The sequence below is a fragment of the Azohydromonas aeria genome (assembly GCF_009760915.1).
GTDB classification, from domain to species: Bacteria; Pseudomonadota; Gammaproteobacteria; order Burkholderiales; family Burkholderiaceae_C; genus Azohydromonas; species Azohydromonas aeria.
On record NZ_VIDQ01000002.1, the window covers coordinates 199252 to 216869 of the forward strand.

13 protein-coding genes are annotated in these 17618 nt (G+C 69.8%); 5 read left to right on the forward strand and 8 right to left on the reverse strand.

The genetic code is table 11. From position 1 onward, the window contains the following. Positions 1-22 precede the first annotated feature (22 nt). The 3 genes from can to FJ694_RS02710 all read right to left on the reverse strand — a co-directional run bounded on the left by can (position 23) and on the right by FJ694_RS02710 (position 5502). A complete protein-coding gene (gene can, locus FJ694_RS02700) occupies positions 23-667 on the reverse strand; it encodes a carbonate dehydratase (RefSeq protein ID WP_157264101.1) in 645 nt (214 codons plus the stop codon). 9 nt (positions 668-676) lie between these two features. Then, the gene (locus tag FJ694_RS02705) at positions 677-1852 is read right to left on the reverse strand and encodes an isovaleryl-CoA dehydrogenase (RefSeq protein ID WP_310735027.1); all 1176 of its coding nucleotides are present in this window, start codon (positions 1850-1852) and stop codon (positions 677-679) included. A 116-nt stretch (positions 1853-1968) separates the two neighbouring features. Beyond that, on the reverse strand, positions 1969-5502 hold the full coding sequence (locus tag FJ694_RS02710) for an indolepyruvate ferredoxin oxidoreductase family protein (RefSeq protein WP_232539869.1): 3534 nt from the start codon (positions 5500-5502) through the stop codon (positions 1969-1971). 111 nt (positions 5503-5613) lie between these two features. Between FJ694_RS02710 and FJ694_RS02715 the strand changes: the two genes are divergently transcribed. Beyond that, positions 5614-6546, forward strand: a complete 933-nt coding sequence (locus FJ694_RS02715; RefSeq protein WP_157264103.1) for a LysR family transcriptional regulator — start codon at positions 5614-5616, stop codon at positions 6544-6546. 13 nt (positions 6547-6559) lie between these two features. Here FJ694_RS02715 and leuB read toward each other — a convergent pair whose 3' ends face one another. The 4 genes from leuB to FJ694_RS02735 all read right to left on the reverse strand — a co-directional run bounded on the left by leuB (position 6560) and on the right by FJ694_RS02735 (position 11721). After that, positions 6560-7660, reverse strand: coding sequence for a 3-isopropylmalate dehydrogenase (gene leuB, locus FJ694_RS02720; RefSeq protein WP_232539870.1), 1101 nt, complete (start codon positions 7658-7660; stop codon positions 6560-6562). After that, on the reverse strand, positions 7657-8595 hold the full coding sequence (locus FJ694_RS02725; RefSeq protein ID WP_157264274.1) for a Bug family tripartite tricarboxylate transporter substrate binding protein: 939 nt from the start codon (positions 8593-8595) through the stop codon (positions 7657-7659). Before FJ694_RS02725 ends, leuB begins: the two co-directional genes overlap by 4 nt. Before the next feature lie 80 nt (positions 8596-8675). Further along, positions 8676-10643 (reverse strand): aconitase family protein, encoded by a 1968-nt coding sequence (locus FJ694_RS02730; protein WP_157264104.1) that lies wholly within the window; start codon positions 10641-10643, stop codon positions 8676-8678. Positions 10644-10815: 172 nt separating this feature from the next. Further along, entirely contained in the window at positions 10816-11721 is a 906-nt protein-coding gene (locus tag FJ694_RS02735; protein ID WP_157264106.1) for a LysR family transcriptional regulator, read from the reverse strand. Positions 11722-12027: 306 nt separating this feature from the next. Here FJ694_RS02735 and FJ694_RS02740 point away from each other — a divergent pair, with 306 nt between their 5' ends. From FJ694_RS02740 to FJ694_RS02750, 3 genes are all read left to right on the forward strand, one after another. Continuing rightward, positions 12028-13752 (forward strand): site-specific integrase, encoded by a 1725-nt coding sequence (locus FJ694_RS02740; protein WP_375140189.1) that lies wholly within the window; start codon positions 12028-12030, stop codon positions 13750-13752. Positions 13753-13891: 139 nt separating this feature from the next. Then, positions 13892-14587 carry a UPF0149 family protein gene (locus tag FJ694_RS02745; protein ID WP_157264110.1) on the forward strand — a complete coding sequence of 232 codons (696 nt, stop codon included), beginning with the start codon at positions 13892-13894 and terminating at the stop codon, positions 14585-14587. Positions 14588-14605: 18 nt separating this feature from the next. Next, positions 14606-14950 carry a hypothetical protein gene (locus FJ694_RS02750; RefSeq protein ID WP_157264112.1) on the forward strand — a complete coding sequence of 115 codons (345 nt, stop codon included), beginning with the start codon at positions 14606-14608 and terminating at the stop codon, positions 14948-14950. A 76-nt stretch (positions 14951-15026) separates the two neighbouring features. On the opposite strand, the gene FJ694_RS02755 is transcribed toward FJ694_RS02750, so the two are convergent. Next, positions 15027-15968 (reverse strand): LysR family transcriptional regulator, encoded by a 942-nt coding sequence (locus tag FJ694_RS02755; protein WP_157264114.1) that lies wholly within the window; start codon positions 15966-15968, stop codon positions 15027-15029. A gap of 151 nt (positions 15969-16119) precedes the next feature. Here FJ694_RS02755 and FJ694_RS02760 point away from each other — a divergent pair, with 151 nt between their 5' ends. Next, entirely contained in the window at positions 16120-17565 is a 1446-nt protein-coding gene (locus FJ694_RS02760; protein WP_157264116.1) for an MFS transporter, read from the forward strand. The last annotated feature ends 53 nt before the right edge of the window (positions 17566-17618 follow it).

Below are 17618 nucleotides of genomic sequence, written 5' to 3' on the forward strand. Positions count from 1 at the left end.
CTCGCTTGAGATTCGTTGAAGTTCAGGCCAGGCTCATGAGGGAGGCCCGGTAGCGCTCGTCCCACGCTTGCCCGCCGTTGACGCTCATGCCCACGCGGCGCAGCAGCCCGTCAGCCAGGCCGTACACCAGCCCGTGCACCTCGACGCGCTGGCCGCGGTACCAGGCGCGGCGCAGGATGGTGGTGCGGCACACGTTGGCCACCTGCTCGACGACGTTGAGCTCCACCAGGCGCCGGCCGCGCGCCTCGTCGTCCAGAGTGGCGCCCAGCCGCAGCTCGTGCTTGAAGGCGATGTCCTCGATGTGGCGCAGCCAGTTGTCGGCCAGGCCCGCGGAGCGGTGCTCGGCCACGGCCTGCACGCCACCGCAGCCGTAGTGGCCCACGACCATGACGTGCTCGACCTTCAGGGCCTCCACGGCGTACTGCAGCACCGACAGGCAGTTCAGGTCCGAGTGCACCACCACGTTGGCGATGTTTCGGTGCACGAACACCTCGCCCGGGTCGAGTCCCAGGATCTCGTTGGCCGGCACGCGGCTGTCGGAGCAGCCGATCCACAGGTAGCGCGGCGCCTGCTGGCGCGCCAGCCGGGTGAAGAACTCGGGATCGGCATCTACGCGCTGGTTGGCCCAGGCACGGTTGTTGGCAAAGAGCCCGTCGAGACTGCACATGGCCGGGCCTCACATGGTTTCGCTGAACAGCTCGCGGCCGATGAGCATGCGGCGGATCTCGCTGGTGCCCGCGCCGATCTCGTAGAGCTTGGCGTCGCGCCACAGCCGCTCCACCGGGAATTCCTTGGTGTAGCCCACGCCGCCCAAGGCCTGGATCGCCTCGCCGGCCATCCACGTCGCCTTCTCGGCCGAGTACAGGATGGCGCCCGCGGCATCCTTGCGCAGCGTGCGCGCATGGTCGGCGCGGTCGCAGGCCTGGCCCACCGCGTAGACGTAGGCGCGGCAGGCCTGGTGCGTGGTGTACATGTCGGCCAGCTTGCCCTGCATGAGCTGGAACTCGCCGATGCTCTGGCCGAACTGCTTGCGGTCGTGCACGAAGGGCACCACCACGTCCATGCACGCGGCCATGATGCCCAGCGGGCCACCGGAGAGCACGGCGCGCTCGTAGTCCAGGCCGCTCATGAGCACCTTCACGCCCTGTCCCAGTCCGCCCAGCACGTTCTCCTCGGGGACCTCGCAGTCCTCGAAGAACACAGGGTAGGTGTTGGAGCCGCGCATGCCGAGCTTGTCGAGCTTGTTGCCGAAGCCCAGGCCCTTGAAACTCTTCTCGATGATGAAGGCGGTGATGCCCTTGGGGCCAGCCTCGGGATCGGTCTTGGCATAGACGATCATCGTGTCGGCGTCTCCGCCGTTCGTGATCCACATTTTCGAGCCGTTGAGCACGTAGCGGTCTCCGCGCTTCTCGGCCCGCAGCTTCATGCTGACCACGTCGGAGCCGGCGTTGGGCTCGCTCATGGCCAGCGCCCCGACGTGGTCGCCGGCCACCAGCGGCGGCAGGTACTTCGCCTTCTGTGCCGCGTTGCCGTTGCGGTGCAGCTGGTTGACGCACAGGTTGGAGTGCGCGCCGTAGCTCAGGCCCACCGAGGCCGACGCACGCGAGACTTCTTCCATCGCCACCATGTGCGCGAGGTAGCCCAGGTCGGTGCCGCCGTACTCCTCGCTCACCGTCATGCCGTGCAGGCCCAGGTCCCCCAGCTTCTTCCACAGGTCCGCGGGGAACAGGTTGTCGTGGTCGATGCTTGCTGCGCGCGGGGCAATCTCGTCGGCCGCGAAGCTGCGCACCGTGTCGCGCAGCATCTCGATGGTTTCGCCGAGGTCAAAGCTCAGGCCGGGAAGGTGCATCATGAAAAATGTCTCCGTGTGTGGGGTCGGTTTGGCGGCAAGCGTAGGTGCCGGCGCGGTATGGCGGGAGCCAGGATGGTTGCAATTCGCGCCATGTCCGGCGGCGCCGGAGGCCAGCGTCAAGCAGCGGCGCGGGATGCCGCTTCGGGTTGCGAGGCAGGGCCTTGCGGCGACGTGAGCGCAGCCAGCAGCTGTTGCTGGCGCTGCTGGGCCGCCGCGGCGTTGTGCTCCTTGACGTGGCCGAAGCCGCGCACGGTCTGCGGCAGGCGGGCCAGTTCCAGCGCCGTCGTGAGCCGCTCCGGAGTCACCGCGCCCGTGACCTGGCGCATCAGCGCCTCGAACTCGCCGATGGCCGCACGCTCGCCACGGCGTTCGGCCGTGTAGCCGAAGATGTCCAGCGGGGTGCCACGCAGCCGCTTGGCCCTGGCCAGGAACCTGTAGGCAGTGGCTATCCACGGCCCGTAGGACTTCTTGACCAGGTGGCCCTGGGCATCCTTCCTGGAGAACAGCGGCGGCGCCAGGTGGAAGTTCAGCCTGTAGTCGCCTTCGAACTGGCTTGCCACGCGGTCGAAGAAGCCGGTCTCGACGTACAGGCGCGCCACCTCGTACTCGTCCTTGTAGGCCATGAGCTTGTACAGGCTCACCGCCGCCTCGCGCGCCAGGCGGTCGCCGCCGGTGCGTTGCTTCTCGGCCGTGGCGATCTCGCGCACGAAGGCCTCGAAGCGCTGGGCATAGGCCCCGTTCTGGTAGGCGGCAAGGCGCCTGGTGCGGTCCTCGATCAGCGCCTCCAGGCCCAGGGTGCGCTGGGGCATCATCACCACCGCAGCCGGCTTGGCCAGACCGGCAGCCTGTTGCACCACGGCCAGATCCAGCGCGGCCTGCCGGCCCCAGGCAAACGCGGCCTTGTTCATCGGCACCGCAGCGCCGTTGAGCTCGATGGCGCGCATGAGGGAATCCTCGCGCAGCGGGATCCAGCCCTTCTGCCAGGCAAAGCCCAGCACGAACACGTTGGTCGCCACGGCATCGCCCATCAACGCGGTGGCCAGTGCCGCCGCGTTGAGCGCTTCCACCGACTGCGCCGCGCCGCGCACGCGTTGCAGCATGGCCTCCGGGTCGGTTGCCCAATCCGGGTTCTGCGTGAAGGCGCCGGTGGGCGGCACGTCGGTGTTCATCACCGCCCGCGTGCGGCCTGCGTCCATGGTGCCGATCGCTTCCTTGCCGGCGCCGACCATCAGGTCGCAACCCAGCACCACGTCGGCCTGCTTTGCCGCCACTCGCGCTGCATGCAGTCCGGCCGGCGTGGCGGCCAGGCGCACGTGCGACATCACCGCGCCGCCCTTCTGCGCCAGACCCGCCATGTCCAGCACCAGCACGCCCTTGCCTTCCAGGTGCGCGGCCATGCCCATGAGGGCACCGATGGTCACCACGCCGGTGCCGCCGACACCGGTCACCACCACGTTGCACGGCGCGTCGAGCGCCGGCAGCACGGGAGCGGGCAGGTTTTGCGGCGGCACGGCCTTGGACTTGTTCGGCTTGCGCAGCGCACCCCCTTCCACCGTGACGAAGCTCGGACAGAAACCCTTGACGCAAGAAAAATCCTTGTTGCACGAGCTCTGGTCGATCTGGCGCTTGCGGCCCAGCGGCGTTTCCAGCGGCAGGATGGAGACGCAGTTGGACTGCACGCCGCAGTCGCCGCAGCCCTCGCACACCTCCTCGTTGATCACGACGCGCTTGGGCGGATCGACGAGCTGCTTCTTCTTGCGGCGGCGCCGCTTCTCGGCCGCGCAGGTCTGGGCGTAGACGATCACGGAAACACCCTGCTTCTCGCGCAAGTCCCGCTGCAGGTCGTCCATGCCGTCGCGGTGGCTGATGGCCACGCCGGCGGGCAGCCCGCTCATGCCCTCGTAGAGATCCGGCTCATCGCTGACGAGATGCAGGTGCTCCACGCCCTCGGCCGCAAGCTGCTGCAGGATCTGCGGCACGGTGGGCGAGCCTTCCACCGGCTGGCCGCCGGTCATGGCCACCGCGTCGTTGACCAGGATCTTGTAGGTGATGTTCACGCCCGCGGCCTTGGCGGCGCGGATGGCCAGCGACCCGGAGTGCATGTAGGTGCCGTCACCCAGGTTGGCAAAGATGTGCTTCGTGCCCGTGAAGGGCGCCTGGCCAATCCAGCTCACGCCTTCGCCGCCCATCTGCGTGAACGTCTCGGTGCGGCGGTCCATCCACTGCGCCATGTAGTGGCAGCCGATGCCGGCCACGGCACGCGAGCCCTCGGGCACCTTGGTGCTGGTGTTGTGCGGGCAGCCCGAGCAGAAGTACGGCAGCCGCTGCTGCGAGCCGGGTTCGACGCGGGTGAAGCCGTCGGCAGCCCGGCACGGCGTGAGGTGCGCACGCGCGCCAGCAGGCAACTGCTCCACGCCCAGCACCTTGGCCATGCGCGCGGCGATGACGCCCGCGATGGCCGCCGGCGTGAGCTCGCCGTTGGGCGAGAGCAGGATGCCGTCGTGCGGCACCTTGACCCATTCGCCGCTCTCGTCGTACTTGCCCACCACGCGGGGGCGCGAGGCGATGGGCGCGTTGTAGAGCTGCTCCTTGAGCTGGTACTCGATGATCTGGCGCTTCTCCTCGACCACCAGGATCTCGTCCAGCCCTTCGGCGAACTCGCGGATGCACTCGGGCTCCAGCGGCCAGGACACGCCGATCTTGAGCAGCCGCACGCCCAGGGACTGCGCGGTCGTTTCGTCAATGCCCATCATGGCCAGCGCCTCGCGCACGTCGAGGTAGCTTTTGCCCGTGGTGACGATGCCCAGCTTCGCCACGGGCGCGGCCCAGTCCTGGCGGTTGAGGCGGTTCAGGCGCACGTATTCCAGCAGCGCATAGAGGCGCTCGCGCTGCAGCCGGTTCTCCTGCTCCAGCGGCGGGTCGGGCCAGCGGATGTGGAAACCGTCAGTGGGGATCGGATAGGTGTCGGGCACCTTGATCTCCACGGCCATCGGGTCGATCTCGAAGGACGAGGACGACTCGATGGTGTCGCTGATGGACTTGAAACCCACCCAGCAGCCCGAGTAGCGCGACATGGCCCAGCCGTGCAGGCCGAACTCGATGAACTCGCGCACGCCCGACGGATTGAGCACCGGGATCATGGCCGCGATGAAGGCATGCTCGCTCTGGTGCGGCAGGCTCGACGATTTACACGAATGGTCGTCGCCGGCGATGAGCAGCACGCCGCCGTGCTTGGAGCAGCCGGCGATGTTGCCGTGCTTGAACACGTCGCCGCTGCGATCCACCCCGGGGCCCTTGCCGTACCACAGCGCGAACACGCCATCGACCGTGGCCTGGGGGTCGAGGTTGACCATCTGCGTGCCCCAGACGGCGGTGGCTGCCAGTTCCTCGTTGAGGCCGGGGACGAACTTGATGTCGTGCTCGGCCAGGTGCTTCTTGGCCTTCCACAGCTCCTGGTCCACCGCGCCCAGCGGCGAGCCGCGGTAGCCCGAGACGAAGCCGCCGGTGTTCAGGCCCGCGGCCGCGTCGCGTTCCTTCTGCGCCATCAGCAGCCGCACCAGGGCCTGGGTGCCCGTCATGTAAACGCGGCCCTTCGGCAGCGTGTACTTGTCTTCCAGCGTGACGTTGGCAAGGGTCTGTGCGTTGTCCATCGTGGTCTCGGGGCCTGGCATCGGCTTGATACGTGGTGATTGACGGCAGTTTCGTCGTCGGCCGCTCTGAGGTAAAACGCAAATGTTCGCTATTTGCCATCGAAGAAATCGATGTCCACCTCCCAACCTCCCATCCGCTTCACGCTGCGCCAGCTGCAGTACTTCGCCGCCGTGGCCCGCACCGGCCAGATCTCGCTGGCGGCCACCGAGGCCAGCATCACGCAGTCCACGATGACGGCGGCCATCGCGGAGCTCGAACGCGTGCTGGGCACGCTGCTGTTCGAGCGCAGCCGCAGCGGCGTGACGCTGACCTACGAGGGCCACCTGTTCCTGCAGCACGCGCAAACGGTGCTGGAAGCCGCGGCCGACGCCGCACGTCATCCGTTCCGCGACCGCAGCACGGTGTCGGGCACGCTGCAACTCGCGGCCAGCTACACGGTGCTGGGCTACTTCCTCATGCCCTTCATCGCCAAGTTCCAGAAGCTTTATCCGGGCGTGCGCATCGTGCCGGTGGAGCGCGACCGCGAGCACATCGAGGCCAGCATCGAGGCGGGCGAAATCGAGATGGGCGTGGCACTGACCTCCAACTTGCTGGATCCCAAGCGCCTGCAGCGCCGGGTGCTGGCGCGCTCGCGGCGCCAGCTGTGGGTGGCGGCCAACCATCCACTGGCCGAGCTGAGCCAGGCTTCGCTGGACGACGTGTCACCCTATCCGTACATCCTGCCCGCGGTGGACGAGGGCGACACGGCGGCAATGCGTTACTGGAGCGACGCGGGCATCGAGCCCGAGTCCTTCGTGCGCACCACCTCGATGGAGGCCGTGCGCGAGATGGTGGCGCTGGGCCTGGGCGTCACGATCCTCTCCGACATGGTGTTTCGCCCCTGGTCGCTCGATGGCCGGCGCATCCAGACCGTTCCGCTCAAAGACCCAATCCCGCCCATGGAGGTGGGCCTGGTGTGGCGCAAGGGGCAACGCCTCAGCCCCCTGGCCAGCACGCTGTGCAAGTACCTGGAGTTGTCCGTGGCAGCGCCCGGTTCGGAATGAGCTGCAGGCGGGGTCAACCCAGAGCGGCCACCACGGCGTCACCCATGGCGCCGGTGCCCACCACGCGGGTGCCGCCAGCGAGGTCCGCCGTGCGTAGGCCCTGGCGCAGCACAGCCGTCACCGCGGCCTCGATGCGATGCGCCAGGTCGTCGCGGCCCAGCGAATGGCGCAGCATCAGCGCGGCGGCGCGGATGCACGCCAGTGGGTTGGCGACGTCGCGCCCGGCAATGTCCAGCGCCGTGCCGTGTCCGGCCTCGAACATGCCGCGCGGGCCCTCACCTAGCAGCGCCGAGGCGGGCAGGCCGATCGAGCCGGTCAGCACCGAGGCGGCGTCCGACAGGATGTCGCCGAACAGGTTGCCGGACAGGATGACGTCGAAGCGACCCGGATTCGAGATCAGCTGCATCGCCGCACTGTCGGCATAGAGGTGGCTCAGCTCGACGGCCGGGTACTCGCGCGCGACCTCGATGACGACCTCGCGCCACACGCGCGAGGTGGCCAGCACGTTGGCCTTGTCCACGTTGCAGACCCGCCCCGAGCGGCGCTGCGCAGCCTTGAAGGCCACGTGGGCGATGCGCCGCACCTCGCCTTCGGCATAGCGCATGCTGTCGAAGCCCTCACGCTCGCCGGCAAACGGGCCGTCGGGCGCCGCGCGTACGCCCTTGGGGCTCCCGGTGTAGACGTCGCCGTTGAGCTCGCGCACCACCAGCAGGTCCACGCCCGACACCTTCTCGGCACGCAGCGGCGAGAGCTCCGCCAGCTCGGCCGGCACGCTGACCTGCTTGAGGTTGGCGAACAGGCCCATGGCGTTGCGCAAGCCGAGGATGGCGCGCTCCGGGCGCAGCGCGGGCTCCAGGTGGTCAAAGCGCGGATCGCCCACGGCGCCGAACAGCACCGCGTCGCTGGCCAGCGCCAGATCGATGGTCGGCTGCGGCAGCGGCGTGCCGGTGAGCAGCCAGGCGCTACCGCCCACCGGGGCTTCCCTGGCCTCGAATTCAAAACCATGGCCCTGCAGGGCCCGCAGCACCTTGAGCGCCTGGGCCACGATCTCCGGGCCGATGCCTTCCCCGGGCAGGACAGCGATGCGGTGCGGCCGGCTCACAAGCGCGCTCACTCGGCCGTGGCGCCGGACTGCTTGACCAGCTTGGCGTGCTTGTCCAGCTCGGACTTGAAGAACGGCACGGCCTGCTCCGGCGTGCTGTTGATGACCGTGATGCCTTGCTGGACCAGGGCCTCCTGCACTTCCTTTTGCGCCAGCACGGTCTTGGTGTCGGCGTAGACCTTCTGGACCATGGGTGCGGGCAGCCCGGCCGGGCCCACGAGGGCGATCCAGGCATCGAAGCTGTAGTTGGGCAGTCCGGACTCGGCCAGCGTCGGCACGTCGGGCAGCACCGGGGAGCGGGTCTTGGTGGACATGCCCAAAGCGCGCAACTTGCCGCTCTTGATGTGCGGCGCTGCTGCCGTCACGGAGATGAACGCCATGTCCACCTGGCCGCCCACGATGTCCGAGGTCAGCGGCCCGGTGCCCTTGTAGGGGATATGGCGGATCTCCACGCCGGCCTCGGTGCCGAACATCACGCCGGCCAGGTGCAGCGTGCTGCCATTGCCCGCCGAGCCGAGATTCAGGGTGCCGGGCTTGGCCTTCATCAGCGCAACGAGTTCCTTCACGTTGTTGGCCTTGACCGAGGGGTGCACCACCAGCACAAGCGGCACGGTGCCGATGACGGTGATCGGCGTAATGTCCTTCAGCGTGTCGAAAGGGACCTTCTTGTAGATGCTGGGATTGATGACGTGGTTGGAAGAAATCATGCCCAGCGTCAGGCCATCCTTGGGTGCATTCACGACTTGCACAGTGCCCGTCATGCCGCCGGCGCCGGGCAGGTTGTCGATCACGATCGGATGGCCCATGACCTTGGCCATCTGGTTGCTCATGGCACGCGCCACGGCGTCCACCGTGGAGCCTGCGGACAGCGGCACGACGACCCGGATGGGCTTGTCGGACTGCGCCTGTACCAGCGAAGCCGGCAGCGCCAAGGCCAGGCAAGCCATGGCCAGGGCGCCTCGGCGCGTGAGGGTGCGAATCGTCACGTTGTCTCCTGTGTGATGGATGGATCGGCGCCGGCTGGGTTTCAACTGCCCGCCTGGGCCTGCAGCTCTTCGAACGACACCAGGCGCCCTGCGATGGCGCTGGCCGCCACGGTGGGCGGGCTGGCCAGCCAGACCTGGCCGGGGCCGCCGCGGCCGGGGAAGTTGCGGTTGATGGCGCTCACCGTCACCTGCGCGGCTTCGGTGGACGAGCCGGGCCCGCAGTTGCCGCAGGCGCCGCACGAGGGCTGCAGGATGCGCGCGCCCACCTGCTCGAAGGCCTCGACGTAGCCGCGCGCGATGCACTGGTCGCGTACGGCCGTGGTGCCGAACTGCAGGTACAGCTGCACCCCCGGCGCCACGCGCAGGCCGCGCTGCGCGGCCCAGGCCAGCACCGCGTGGTAGTGCTCGAAGTCCTCCAGCTTGCCCGCGGTGCACGAGCCGCCGTAGGCGATGTCCACGTGCGGGCGCTCGGCCACGTCGGCCAGCGCCACGCCGTTGCCCGGGTCGCCGGGCCGCGCCACCATCGGCGCGAGCCGGCCGCAGTCCACCTCGATCACGCCGGCATAGGCGGCGCCCGCGTCGCTCTTCATCCACGGCTGCAGCGCGACGTCCAGGCCGCGGCGCTGCTTGAGGAAGCGCACGGTCTCCGCGTCCGGCGCCACGATGCCGGTGAAGCCGCCCAGCTCCGCCGTCATGTTGGTAAGCGTGGCGCGCTCGTCGGTGGACAGTTTCTCCACCACCGGCCCCGTGAATTCGAACACTTTGCCCAGCCCCGCGCCGGCGCGGATGGCCGGCAGCGCCAGCAGGTGCAGCACCACGTCCTTGGCGGTGAGCCCGGCAGGCAGCGCGCCGTCGAGCCGCACCAGCAGCGACTGCGGCACGGTCAGCCGCACCGCGCCGGTGACGAAGGCGTTGGCCATGTCGGTGGTGCCCACGCCGAAGGCCACGCAGCCCAGGGCGCCGCTGTGCGGCGTGTGCGAGTCGGTGCCCACGACCAGGCCGCCGGGCAGCGCGTGGTGCTCGGCCACCATCGCGTGCGAGATGCCGGCGACGTTGCGGCCGTCGTCCTGCGCGGCCTCGGCCTCGGTCAGCGCGCGGTACTCGCGCAGGCCATGCTTTGCCGCGAAGGCGCGCTGCGCGCGGCACATGGCCAGCACGTTGTCCACCAAGCCGCCGCGCACGTGCGCCGGGCTCTCGGTGACGTAGTTGGTGTGGTCCTCGAACACGACGATGGACGCCGGGTCCTGCAGCGCGAGCCCTTCGCCGAAGGTGGCGCCCAGCATGTGCGCGGCCATGCCGGTGTAGTACTCGTGGATGAAGCGCAGGTCCGCGCGCACGAAGGCGCCGTCGCCGGGCGCCGGGTCGGCCGCGGTGAGCTCGGTGGCCAGCGCGTGGCGCGCCACGATCTTCTCGAACAGCGTGCGCGGCCGCCCGCCTTCGGGCACCGCCACCGGGCGCACGTCGCGCATGAACCGCTGCCCGAAGCGCAGCAGCCCGCCGGCACGCAGGATGGCCGCGGCCAGCGCGTCGCGCCCGGCCACGAGCTCATCGATGGAGATGGCCTCCCCGGCCTGAATGCGCGGGATGAGGCCGAAGTCGGTCGAGGTGAACAGCCCGATGTTGTCGGCGTTCTGGCGGTAGATGCGCTCGAAGCTCTCGGCGATGACGAGGCGGATGCCAGCCAGCTTCTCGGCAAAGGGGCTGTGCTCGCGCGACGACCCCTTGCCGTAGCGCTTGCCCGCCACCGTGACGGCGAAGCCGCCGGCGCGCGCCGCCTCCGGCCCGAAGGGCAGGCTGTCGCCGGCCTGGAAGCCGGTGTAGGTGAAGCGGCCGAGCCGGTCGTCGTAGTGCGACAGAATGTGCACCGGCGTGATCTCGTCGGTGGAGACGTCGTCGCGCAGCGGGCCCGCCTGCGCTGGCGTGATGGCCTCGCCCGCGAGCTGGCGCGCTATGGCGTCGGCAGACCGGCTCAGGAACAGGATGCGGCCATCGAGCTGAAGGGTTTGCATGGAGTCGTCGGGCGGAGGCGGGCCGGCGCAAATGCCGGGCACGGGACTCCACACAGGGCGTGGGAAAGTGGCGTGAATCTAGTCACACCACCCCCGCCCAAGAAGTGCTCATGCGGCATGCGGGGCATCGCGACAAACGATGCCCCAGGAAAACCCTAGGCTGCTGGTGCCGTCAGCGTTTGAGCGCGTCGATCAGCAGCTCAACTGCTCGCAACCGCGGCGCCTTGCGAAGGGCGTAGAGCCATAGATCCCGTGCGGCCCAGGACTCGGCCAGTTCGCGGCGCTCGAAAGGGTCGGTGCCGGCATAGGCTGCGGCCGCGCTGGTCGGCACGATGGCAGCCCCCAGCCCGGCCTGCACCATGCGGCAGGCGGCGTCAAAACTGCTGACCGTGACGCCGATGCACAGCGAGATCTGCGCCATCTGGGCCTGCTCATGGATCAACTGGTCCAACGCACCGCCAGGCTGGATCCCAACCAGGCCACTGGCTGCAACTTCCTTGAACGTGATGTGCTGCTGGCTGGCCAATGGGTGCCCTGCCGGCAGCAGGACAATGAGCGGGTCGGTGGCGAAATGCCAGGAATCCAGCCCCTTGGGCGCTTCCGTGGCCACAGCAATCCCGACGTCCGCACGGTCGTCCAGGCAGGCCCGGATGACTTCCCAGCTCCGTTGCTCCTGCAGAGCAATCTCCACCGCCGGGTAGGCGTGCTTGAAAGCCTGCAACCGTTCGGGCAACTCCCCAACGATGGCCGACGCGTTGGCACACAGCCGTACCGTGCCGACCACGCTGCCGCTCAACTCCCACACGTCCTTGACCAACGTGAGCAGTTCGTCCTCTACGCGTGCCCCCCGCTCGAAAACGCAACGGCCAGCCTCCGTGAGTTCAATACCGCGGGCCGAGCGCACCAGCAGCGGCACGCCCAGAGCGTGCTCCAGATCAGCGATGCGCCGGCTCAGTGCCGACGCCGCGATGTGCTCCCGCTCAGCCGCACGAGCGATGGACCCTTCCCGGGCAGCCGCGACGAACAGGCGCAGGCTGTACACGTCAAGACGGGGAACATGCGACGTTGGCTCAGACATTGGGGTAGCTCAAGACAGAGCGGTGAAGTGTTGCACAGGCACTTCGATGACCGCCATCAATAGCTTTCGCTTTAACGAAATGCGTCCGTGGTCGGATGCTGAGAACTGCTCGTTCACACGAGGAATGTCGCCACCCGTCCAGAGCGCTGTTCCTCTTGGACTCCAACCGATCCTCGACCTGGAGGCGAACCACTTCAAGAAGTTAAGTCGTCTTGTCTAGTTGGGTGAGCCGCAATCGATCTTCAATGGCTGCCTATTTCATGGTGCTATCGAGATAAGTCTTATCTATCACAGTAGCATTCTCAGGTGAGCAAACTCACCTCGCGAAAAGCGCCTGGCACCCCTGCCGGGTTGGACGAACTGCCCGACGCCGCAGCGCTGGCGGCGCTGCGCGCCTGGCATGAGGGCCTGCCGGCACGCGCCGCGGTCGAGCAGTACCTGCCCCAGGCGCTGCAGGACGGCTCGTCAGCGCGCGGCGTGCTCGGGGGCATCCGCCGGCGGCTGCAGCGCCTGGCGCGCTCGCGCCACCGGGCAGACCTGGCGCAGACCTTCGCCGTGGAGCACCGCGGCGACGCCGCCCACGCCCGCGCCGTGGCCCAGGCCATCGAGACGCTGCGCACCCTGCCCCCGCCGCAGCCGCTCATCGGCGATCGGGTGGACGCCTGGCTGCCCGCGCGTATCGCCGCCGCGCTGCAGGCCGCAGGCATCGACACGCTCGCGGCGCTGACGGTGCGCGTGCCGCGCCGCCGGCGTTGGTGGACGGCCGTGCCCGGGCTGGGCGCCACCGGCGCGCGCCAGGTGGAAGCCTTCTTCACTGCGCACCCCCAGCTCACCGAGCGTGCCCGCGCGCTGGTGGCGGCAGCACCCACAGACGTGCAGCCGTGGGAGCGCATCGCGCTGCCGCAGGATCTCGACGGCTCGCAAGGGCGCTTCCGTGCCCCGCGCGAGAGTTGCGCGCTCGACGCCCGCGATGACTACGCCGCGGTACAGGCTTGGCTGCAGCGCCACGAGTCCGAGGCCACGCGGCGCGCGTACCGCAAGGAGGCCGAGCGGTTGATCCTGTGGGCGGTGCTGGAGCGCGGCAAGGCGCTGTCTTCGCTGGCCACCGAGGACGCCACCGCCTACCTCGCCTTCCTGCGCCGGCCTGCACCTGCGGCGCGCTGGATCGGGCCGCCGCGGCCACGGCACTCGCCCGAGTGGCGGCCCTTCGCCGGGGCGCTGTCAGCGCGCTCCATCAAGTACTCGGTGTCGGTGCTGGGGGCGCTGTTTCGCTGGCTGGTCGAGCAGCGCTACGTGCTGGCCAACCCGTTTGCGGGCATGAGGGTGCGCGGCGCCTCATCGACGGCGCCGCTGGACGCCGCGCGCGGCTTCTCGCAGGCCGAGTGGCGGCTGCTGCGCGTCGTCGCCGACGGGTTGGAATGGTCGTACGGCTGGAGCGCGCCGGCGGCGCAGCGGCTGCGCTTCGTGCTCGACTTTGCCTATGCCACGGGCCTGCGCGCGAGCGAGCTGGTGGGCGCCACGCTGGGCGCCATCGAGACCGACGCGCGGCAGGAATCCTGGCTGCACCTCGTGGGCAAGGGCGCCAAGACCGGCAAGGTGACCCTGCCGCCGCTGGCCCTCACGGCGTTGGAGCGCTACCTGGTGCAACGGGGCTTGCCCGTGACGCCCACGCGATGGGCGTCCGACACGCCGTTGGTGGGCCGCCTGGCCGATGACGTCGGCGGCATCACGACGGCGCGCCTGTGGGCGCTGATGCGGCGCTTCTTCGCCACGGCCGCCGGCCTCCTCGAAGCCGACAACCCGCCGCTGGCCGAGAAGCTGCGCCGCGCCAGCCCGCACTGGACAAGGCATACCCATGCCACGCACGCCCTTGAACTCGGCGCGGAGCTCACCACCGTGCGCGATAACCTGCGTCACGCCTCGATTTCCACCACCTCGACCTACCTGCACAGCGACGACACCAAGCGGGCACGCGAGATGGCGGCTGCCTTCGGTGCTCAACGGCGCTGGGCCTCGCACCGAGGAGTGTGACTGGAGCAAATTCCGGCCGGCTGCCTCCAGCGCGTGCCTGAAGGGCCCCGGTGGCTTGCAGCTGTGCGGCTGCAGTGATGGACAGCCCCGATACGCCACAATGCCGCAGCAGTGCGCCGCACGTCCGACCCTCACGCCCATGCTTGCCGCCTCGACCCCCGTTTCCCTCACCGAGCAGGAGTTCGACCAGCTCCAGGAGGCCCTGCAAGCCGGCCCAGCGGCCATGAAGCTCGAAGCGATGGACGGGTATTTCGCGGCGCTGATCTGCGGGCCGGTGTTCGTGCCGCCGACCGAGGCCGTGCAGCAGGTACTGGGCGACCAGTTCACCTTCGACAGCGACGAGCAGGCCGGCAGGATCACCGGCCTGATGATGCGGCACTGGAACTGGATCGCCGCGGAACTGCAGCGCACCCTGACCGAGCCGGATGTGTACCTGCCGGTGCTGCTGGAGGACGACGCGGGCGTGGCGCACGGCAACGATTGGGCGCGCGGCTTCATGCGCGGCATGCAGGCACGCCCGGGCAGCTGGAACGAGCTGATTGCCAGCGACAAGGACGGCGGCTGCGTGGTGCCGATGATGATGCTCGTTCACGAGCACGACCCAGATCCCGGGATGCGGCCGCCGCCCATCGATGCGCAGAAGCGCCAGGAGGTGATCGCCTCCATGATTGCCGGCGCGACCCAGTGCTACCGCCACTTCGAGTCGGCCCGGCGCGCGGGTGCCGCCGGGCCCGCGCCACTGCGCCGGCATGTTCCCAAGATCGGTCGCAACGAGCCCTGCCCCTGCGGCAGCGGGCGCAAGTACAAACACTGCTGCGCCCAGACGCTGCACTGAAGACACAGGACAACTCCCGTGAGCCAGGATGACTTCCCGCTGGACGCCAACGGCCCGGCCTACACCACACCGCAGCAGCGCCATGGCGTGCCGCTGGTCTACGTCGGCGAGAAGCTGGGCCACGCGATCGAGGAACTCCATCACTTCGCCCGCCATCATCCGCAGCAGCGGCAGGCGCTGGTTGCGCCGATGTACTACCTGCTCGTGGCGCACTTGGGTCTGCACAACATGCTGGCCAAGGCCAATGACCAATCATTGGCACTGCGGCTGCTTGAAGGCAGCGAGGCCGAGCTGCGCAGCTGGCTGGCGCTGATCGAGCGCGAGGGCGACGTCGCCGGCCTGGCGGGCCTGGACGCGCCCTGAGCCGGGGTCGAGCCTCAAAGCCAGCCACCGCCCTCACGTCTGACAAGCGCGTCCTGCCTTGCCGAGTTCTCGGCGCCTACGAGGCCTGCTCGGGCAGCGCTGGGGGCCGATGCGCCATCAGCGCGGCCGGCTCGGCGCAGGCGTCCCGGACGCAGCCACGCAACCAGCGGTGGGCCGCGTCGGCATCCAGCCGCGGATGCCAAAGCAGCGACACCGTGATCTCCGGTACCTGGACCGGCAGCGGGAAGCACAGCATGCCCGTGCGCAGTCCGGCAGTGTGGCGCTCGGGAACGCTGGCGATGAGGTCCGACGCGCGCGCCAGTGCCAGCGCCGCGGAGAACCCGCCCACGACCGCCGCGACGTCGCGCTGCAGGCCCACAGCGGCCAACGCTTCCTCCACCGGCCCCTGAGCCTGGGCGCGCCGCGCGACGAGCACATGCTTAGCCTGCGCGTAGCGTGCGGGCGTGACCTCGCCCTCGCCCAGCGGGTGACCGGCGCGCACGACGCCGACGAAGCGGTCCCGCAGCAGCGCCTGCGTCCGCACCTCCGGGCCCATCGCGCTGCTGACCACGCCGGTCTCCAGGTCCACCGTGCCGTCGCGCAGCAGCGCGCTGTCCTTGTCGAGCTTGGGCATGAAGCGCAGCCGCACGCCGGGCGCCTCGACACCGACACGCCGGATCAGCCCCGGCCCGAAGGTCTCCACGAAGCCATCGCTGGTGCGCAGCGTGAAGGTTCGCTCCAGCTTGACGAGATCCGGCGGCGTGGCAGGGCGCAGCGCCGCTTCGGCGTCCTGCACGATGCGGCGCACCTGCTCGCGCAACTCCAGCGCCCGCGGTGACGGCACCAAGCCCCGCCCAGCGCGCACCAGCAGTGGATCGCCCGTGGTCTCGCGCAGCCGTGCCAGGGCCCGGCTCATCGCCGAAGGGCTCAGGCGCAGCCGCCGGGCCGCGCCCGCGACGCTGCCTTCAGCCAGCAGGACGTCAAGCACGACAAGCAGGTTCAGATCGGGCTGTGACATGGCAAACGCACCAGCGTAAACGGCGTAAACGGCGCTGACATGGCGTCAGACGCACGAATGGAGTGCAAATGATGCGCCTTCCGCCGTGACCGGCCCGTGCCTATCGTGATCGTGACGGCTGCACTGGCAGCCCTTGATCAGGAGATGGCACATGTCAGGAACCTCAGCAGGTCACAAAGTCGCGACTACGGCAGGCGTCATTGCGCCGGCCGGCCGGGCGCCGTGGGCGCTGGCGCTGTGCGCGCTGTTGCCCGCGCTGGGCACCAGCATCGCCAACGTGGCGCTGCCGACCTTCACCGAGGCCTTCGCTGCCTCGTTCCAGCAGGTGCAGTGGGTGGTGCTGGCCTACCTGCTGGCCAACACCACGCTGGTGGTCGGCGCCGGGCGGCTGGGCGACCTGGCCGGGCGCCGCCGGCTGCTGCTGGCCGGCCTGCTGGTCTTCACGGCCGCCTCGGCGCTGTGCGGCGCGGCACCGTCGCTCGCGCTGCTGATCGCCGCCCGGGCCGTCCAGGGCGTGGGAGCGGCCGTGCTGATGGCGCTGTCCGTGGCGATGGTGGGCGAGGTGGTGCCCAAGGCTCAGGCCGGGCGGGCCATGGGGCTGCTGGGCACGGCCTCGGCCGTCGGCACGGCGCTGGGCCCGACCCTGGGCGGACTGCTCATCGCCGGCCTGGGCTGGCCGGCCGTCTTCCTGGTCAACGTGCCGCTGGGCCTGCTGGCCCTGGGGCTGGCATGGCGCCACCTGCCGCGCGACCGCCGCGCGCCGGACGCGGCCCGGACCGGCTTCGACGGGATGGGCATCCTGCTGCTGGCCCTGACGCTGGCGGCCTATGCACTGGCGATGACCACAGGCCGCGGCCGCTTCGGTGCGCTCAACCTGGCGCTGCTGCTGGTCGCCCTGGCGGGCCTGGCGCTGTTCCTGCGGGTGCAGGCGCACTCGGCGGCGCCGCTCGTGCGGCTGGCCCGGCTGGGCGACCCCGTGCTGGGAGCGGGCCTGGCGATGAGCGCGCTCGTCTCGACGGTGATGATGGCGACGCTGGTGGTGGGGCCCTTCCACCTCGGGCGCGCGCTGGGCCTGCAGACCCTGCACGTCGGCCTGGCCCTGTCGGCCGGCCCGGCGGTCGCGGCGCTGGCCGGCGTGCCCGCCGGGCGCCTGGTGGACCGCTTCGGGGCGCGGCACATGACCGTCACAGCGCTGGCCGGAATGGCCGCGGGCTGCCTGGCGCTGTGCCTGGCGCCGACCGCCTGGGGCGTTGCCGGCTACGTGTTGCCCATGGCCCTCCTCACGGGCCACTACGCGCTGTTCCAGGCGGCCAACAACACCGCGGTCATGGCGGACGTGGCCGCGGACCAGCGTGGCGTGGTGTCCGGATTGTTGAACCTCTCGCGCAACTTGGGGCTGGTCACCGGGGCGGCCGTCATGGGCAGCGTGTTCGCATGGGCCGCTGCAGGCGTGGACTTCGCTGCGGCTTTGCCCGAGGCGGTTGCCGGCGGCATGCGCACAACGTTCGCGGTGGCGGCGGGACTGATCGGCGTCGCGCTGGGTGTCGCGGCGCTCAGCGGGGGCGGCCTGCGGCTTGGGCGGCATTGGAGGGCGTAGGCCATGCGCGACGCAGCCGAGGCCCTGAACGGCCCTGGCCTGCTGCTCGGCAC

What these genes read in the sequence shown, in the direction of transcription:
- can (WP_157264101.1), bottom strand. Translation starts at nt 667, where the DNA reads ATGTGCAGTCTCGACGGGCTCTTTGCCAACAACCGTGCCTGGGCCAAC.
- FJ694_RS02715 (WP_157264103.1), top strand. Translation starts at nt 5,614, where the DNA reads ATGTCCACCTCCCAACCTCCCATCCGCTTCACGCTGCGCCAGCTGCAG.
- FJ694_RS02725 (WP_157264274.1), bottom strand. Translation starts at nt 8,595, where the DNA reads ATGGCTTGCCTGGCCTTGGCGCTGCCGGCTTCGCTGGTACAGGCGCAG.
- FJ694_RS02755 (WP_157264114.1), bottom strand. Translation starts at nt 15,968, where the DNA reads ATGTCACAGCCCGATCTGAACCTGCTTGTCGTGCTTGACGTCCTGCTG.
- FJ694_RS02710 (WP_232539869.1), bottom strand. Translation starts at nt 5,502, where the DNA reads ATGGACAACGCACAGACCCTTGCCAACGTCACGCTGGAAGACAAGTAC.
- FJ694_RS02730 (WP_157264104.1), bottom strand. Translation starts at nt 10,643, where the DNA reads ATGCAAACCCTTCAGCTCGATGGCCGCATCCTGTTCCTGAGCCGGTCT.
- FJ694_RS02760 (WP_157264116.1), top strand. Translation starts at nt 16,120, where the DNA reads ATGTCAGGAACCTCAGCAGGTCACAAAGTCGCGACTACGGCAGGCGTC.
- FJ694_RS02745 (WP_157264110.1), top strand. Translation starts at nt 13,892, where the DNA reads ATGCTTGCCGCCTCGACCCCCGTTTCCCTCACCGAGCAGGAGTTCGAC.
- FJ694_RS02705 (WP_310735027.1), bottom strand. Translation starts at nt 1,852, where the DNA reads ATGATGCACCTTCCCGGCCTGAGCTTTGACCTCGGCGAAACCATCGAG.
- FJ694_RS02735 (WP_157264106.1), bottom strand. Translation starts at nt 11,721, where the DNA reads ATGTCTGAGCCAACGTCGCATGTTCCCCGTCTTGACGTGTACAGCCTG.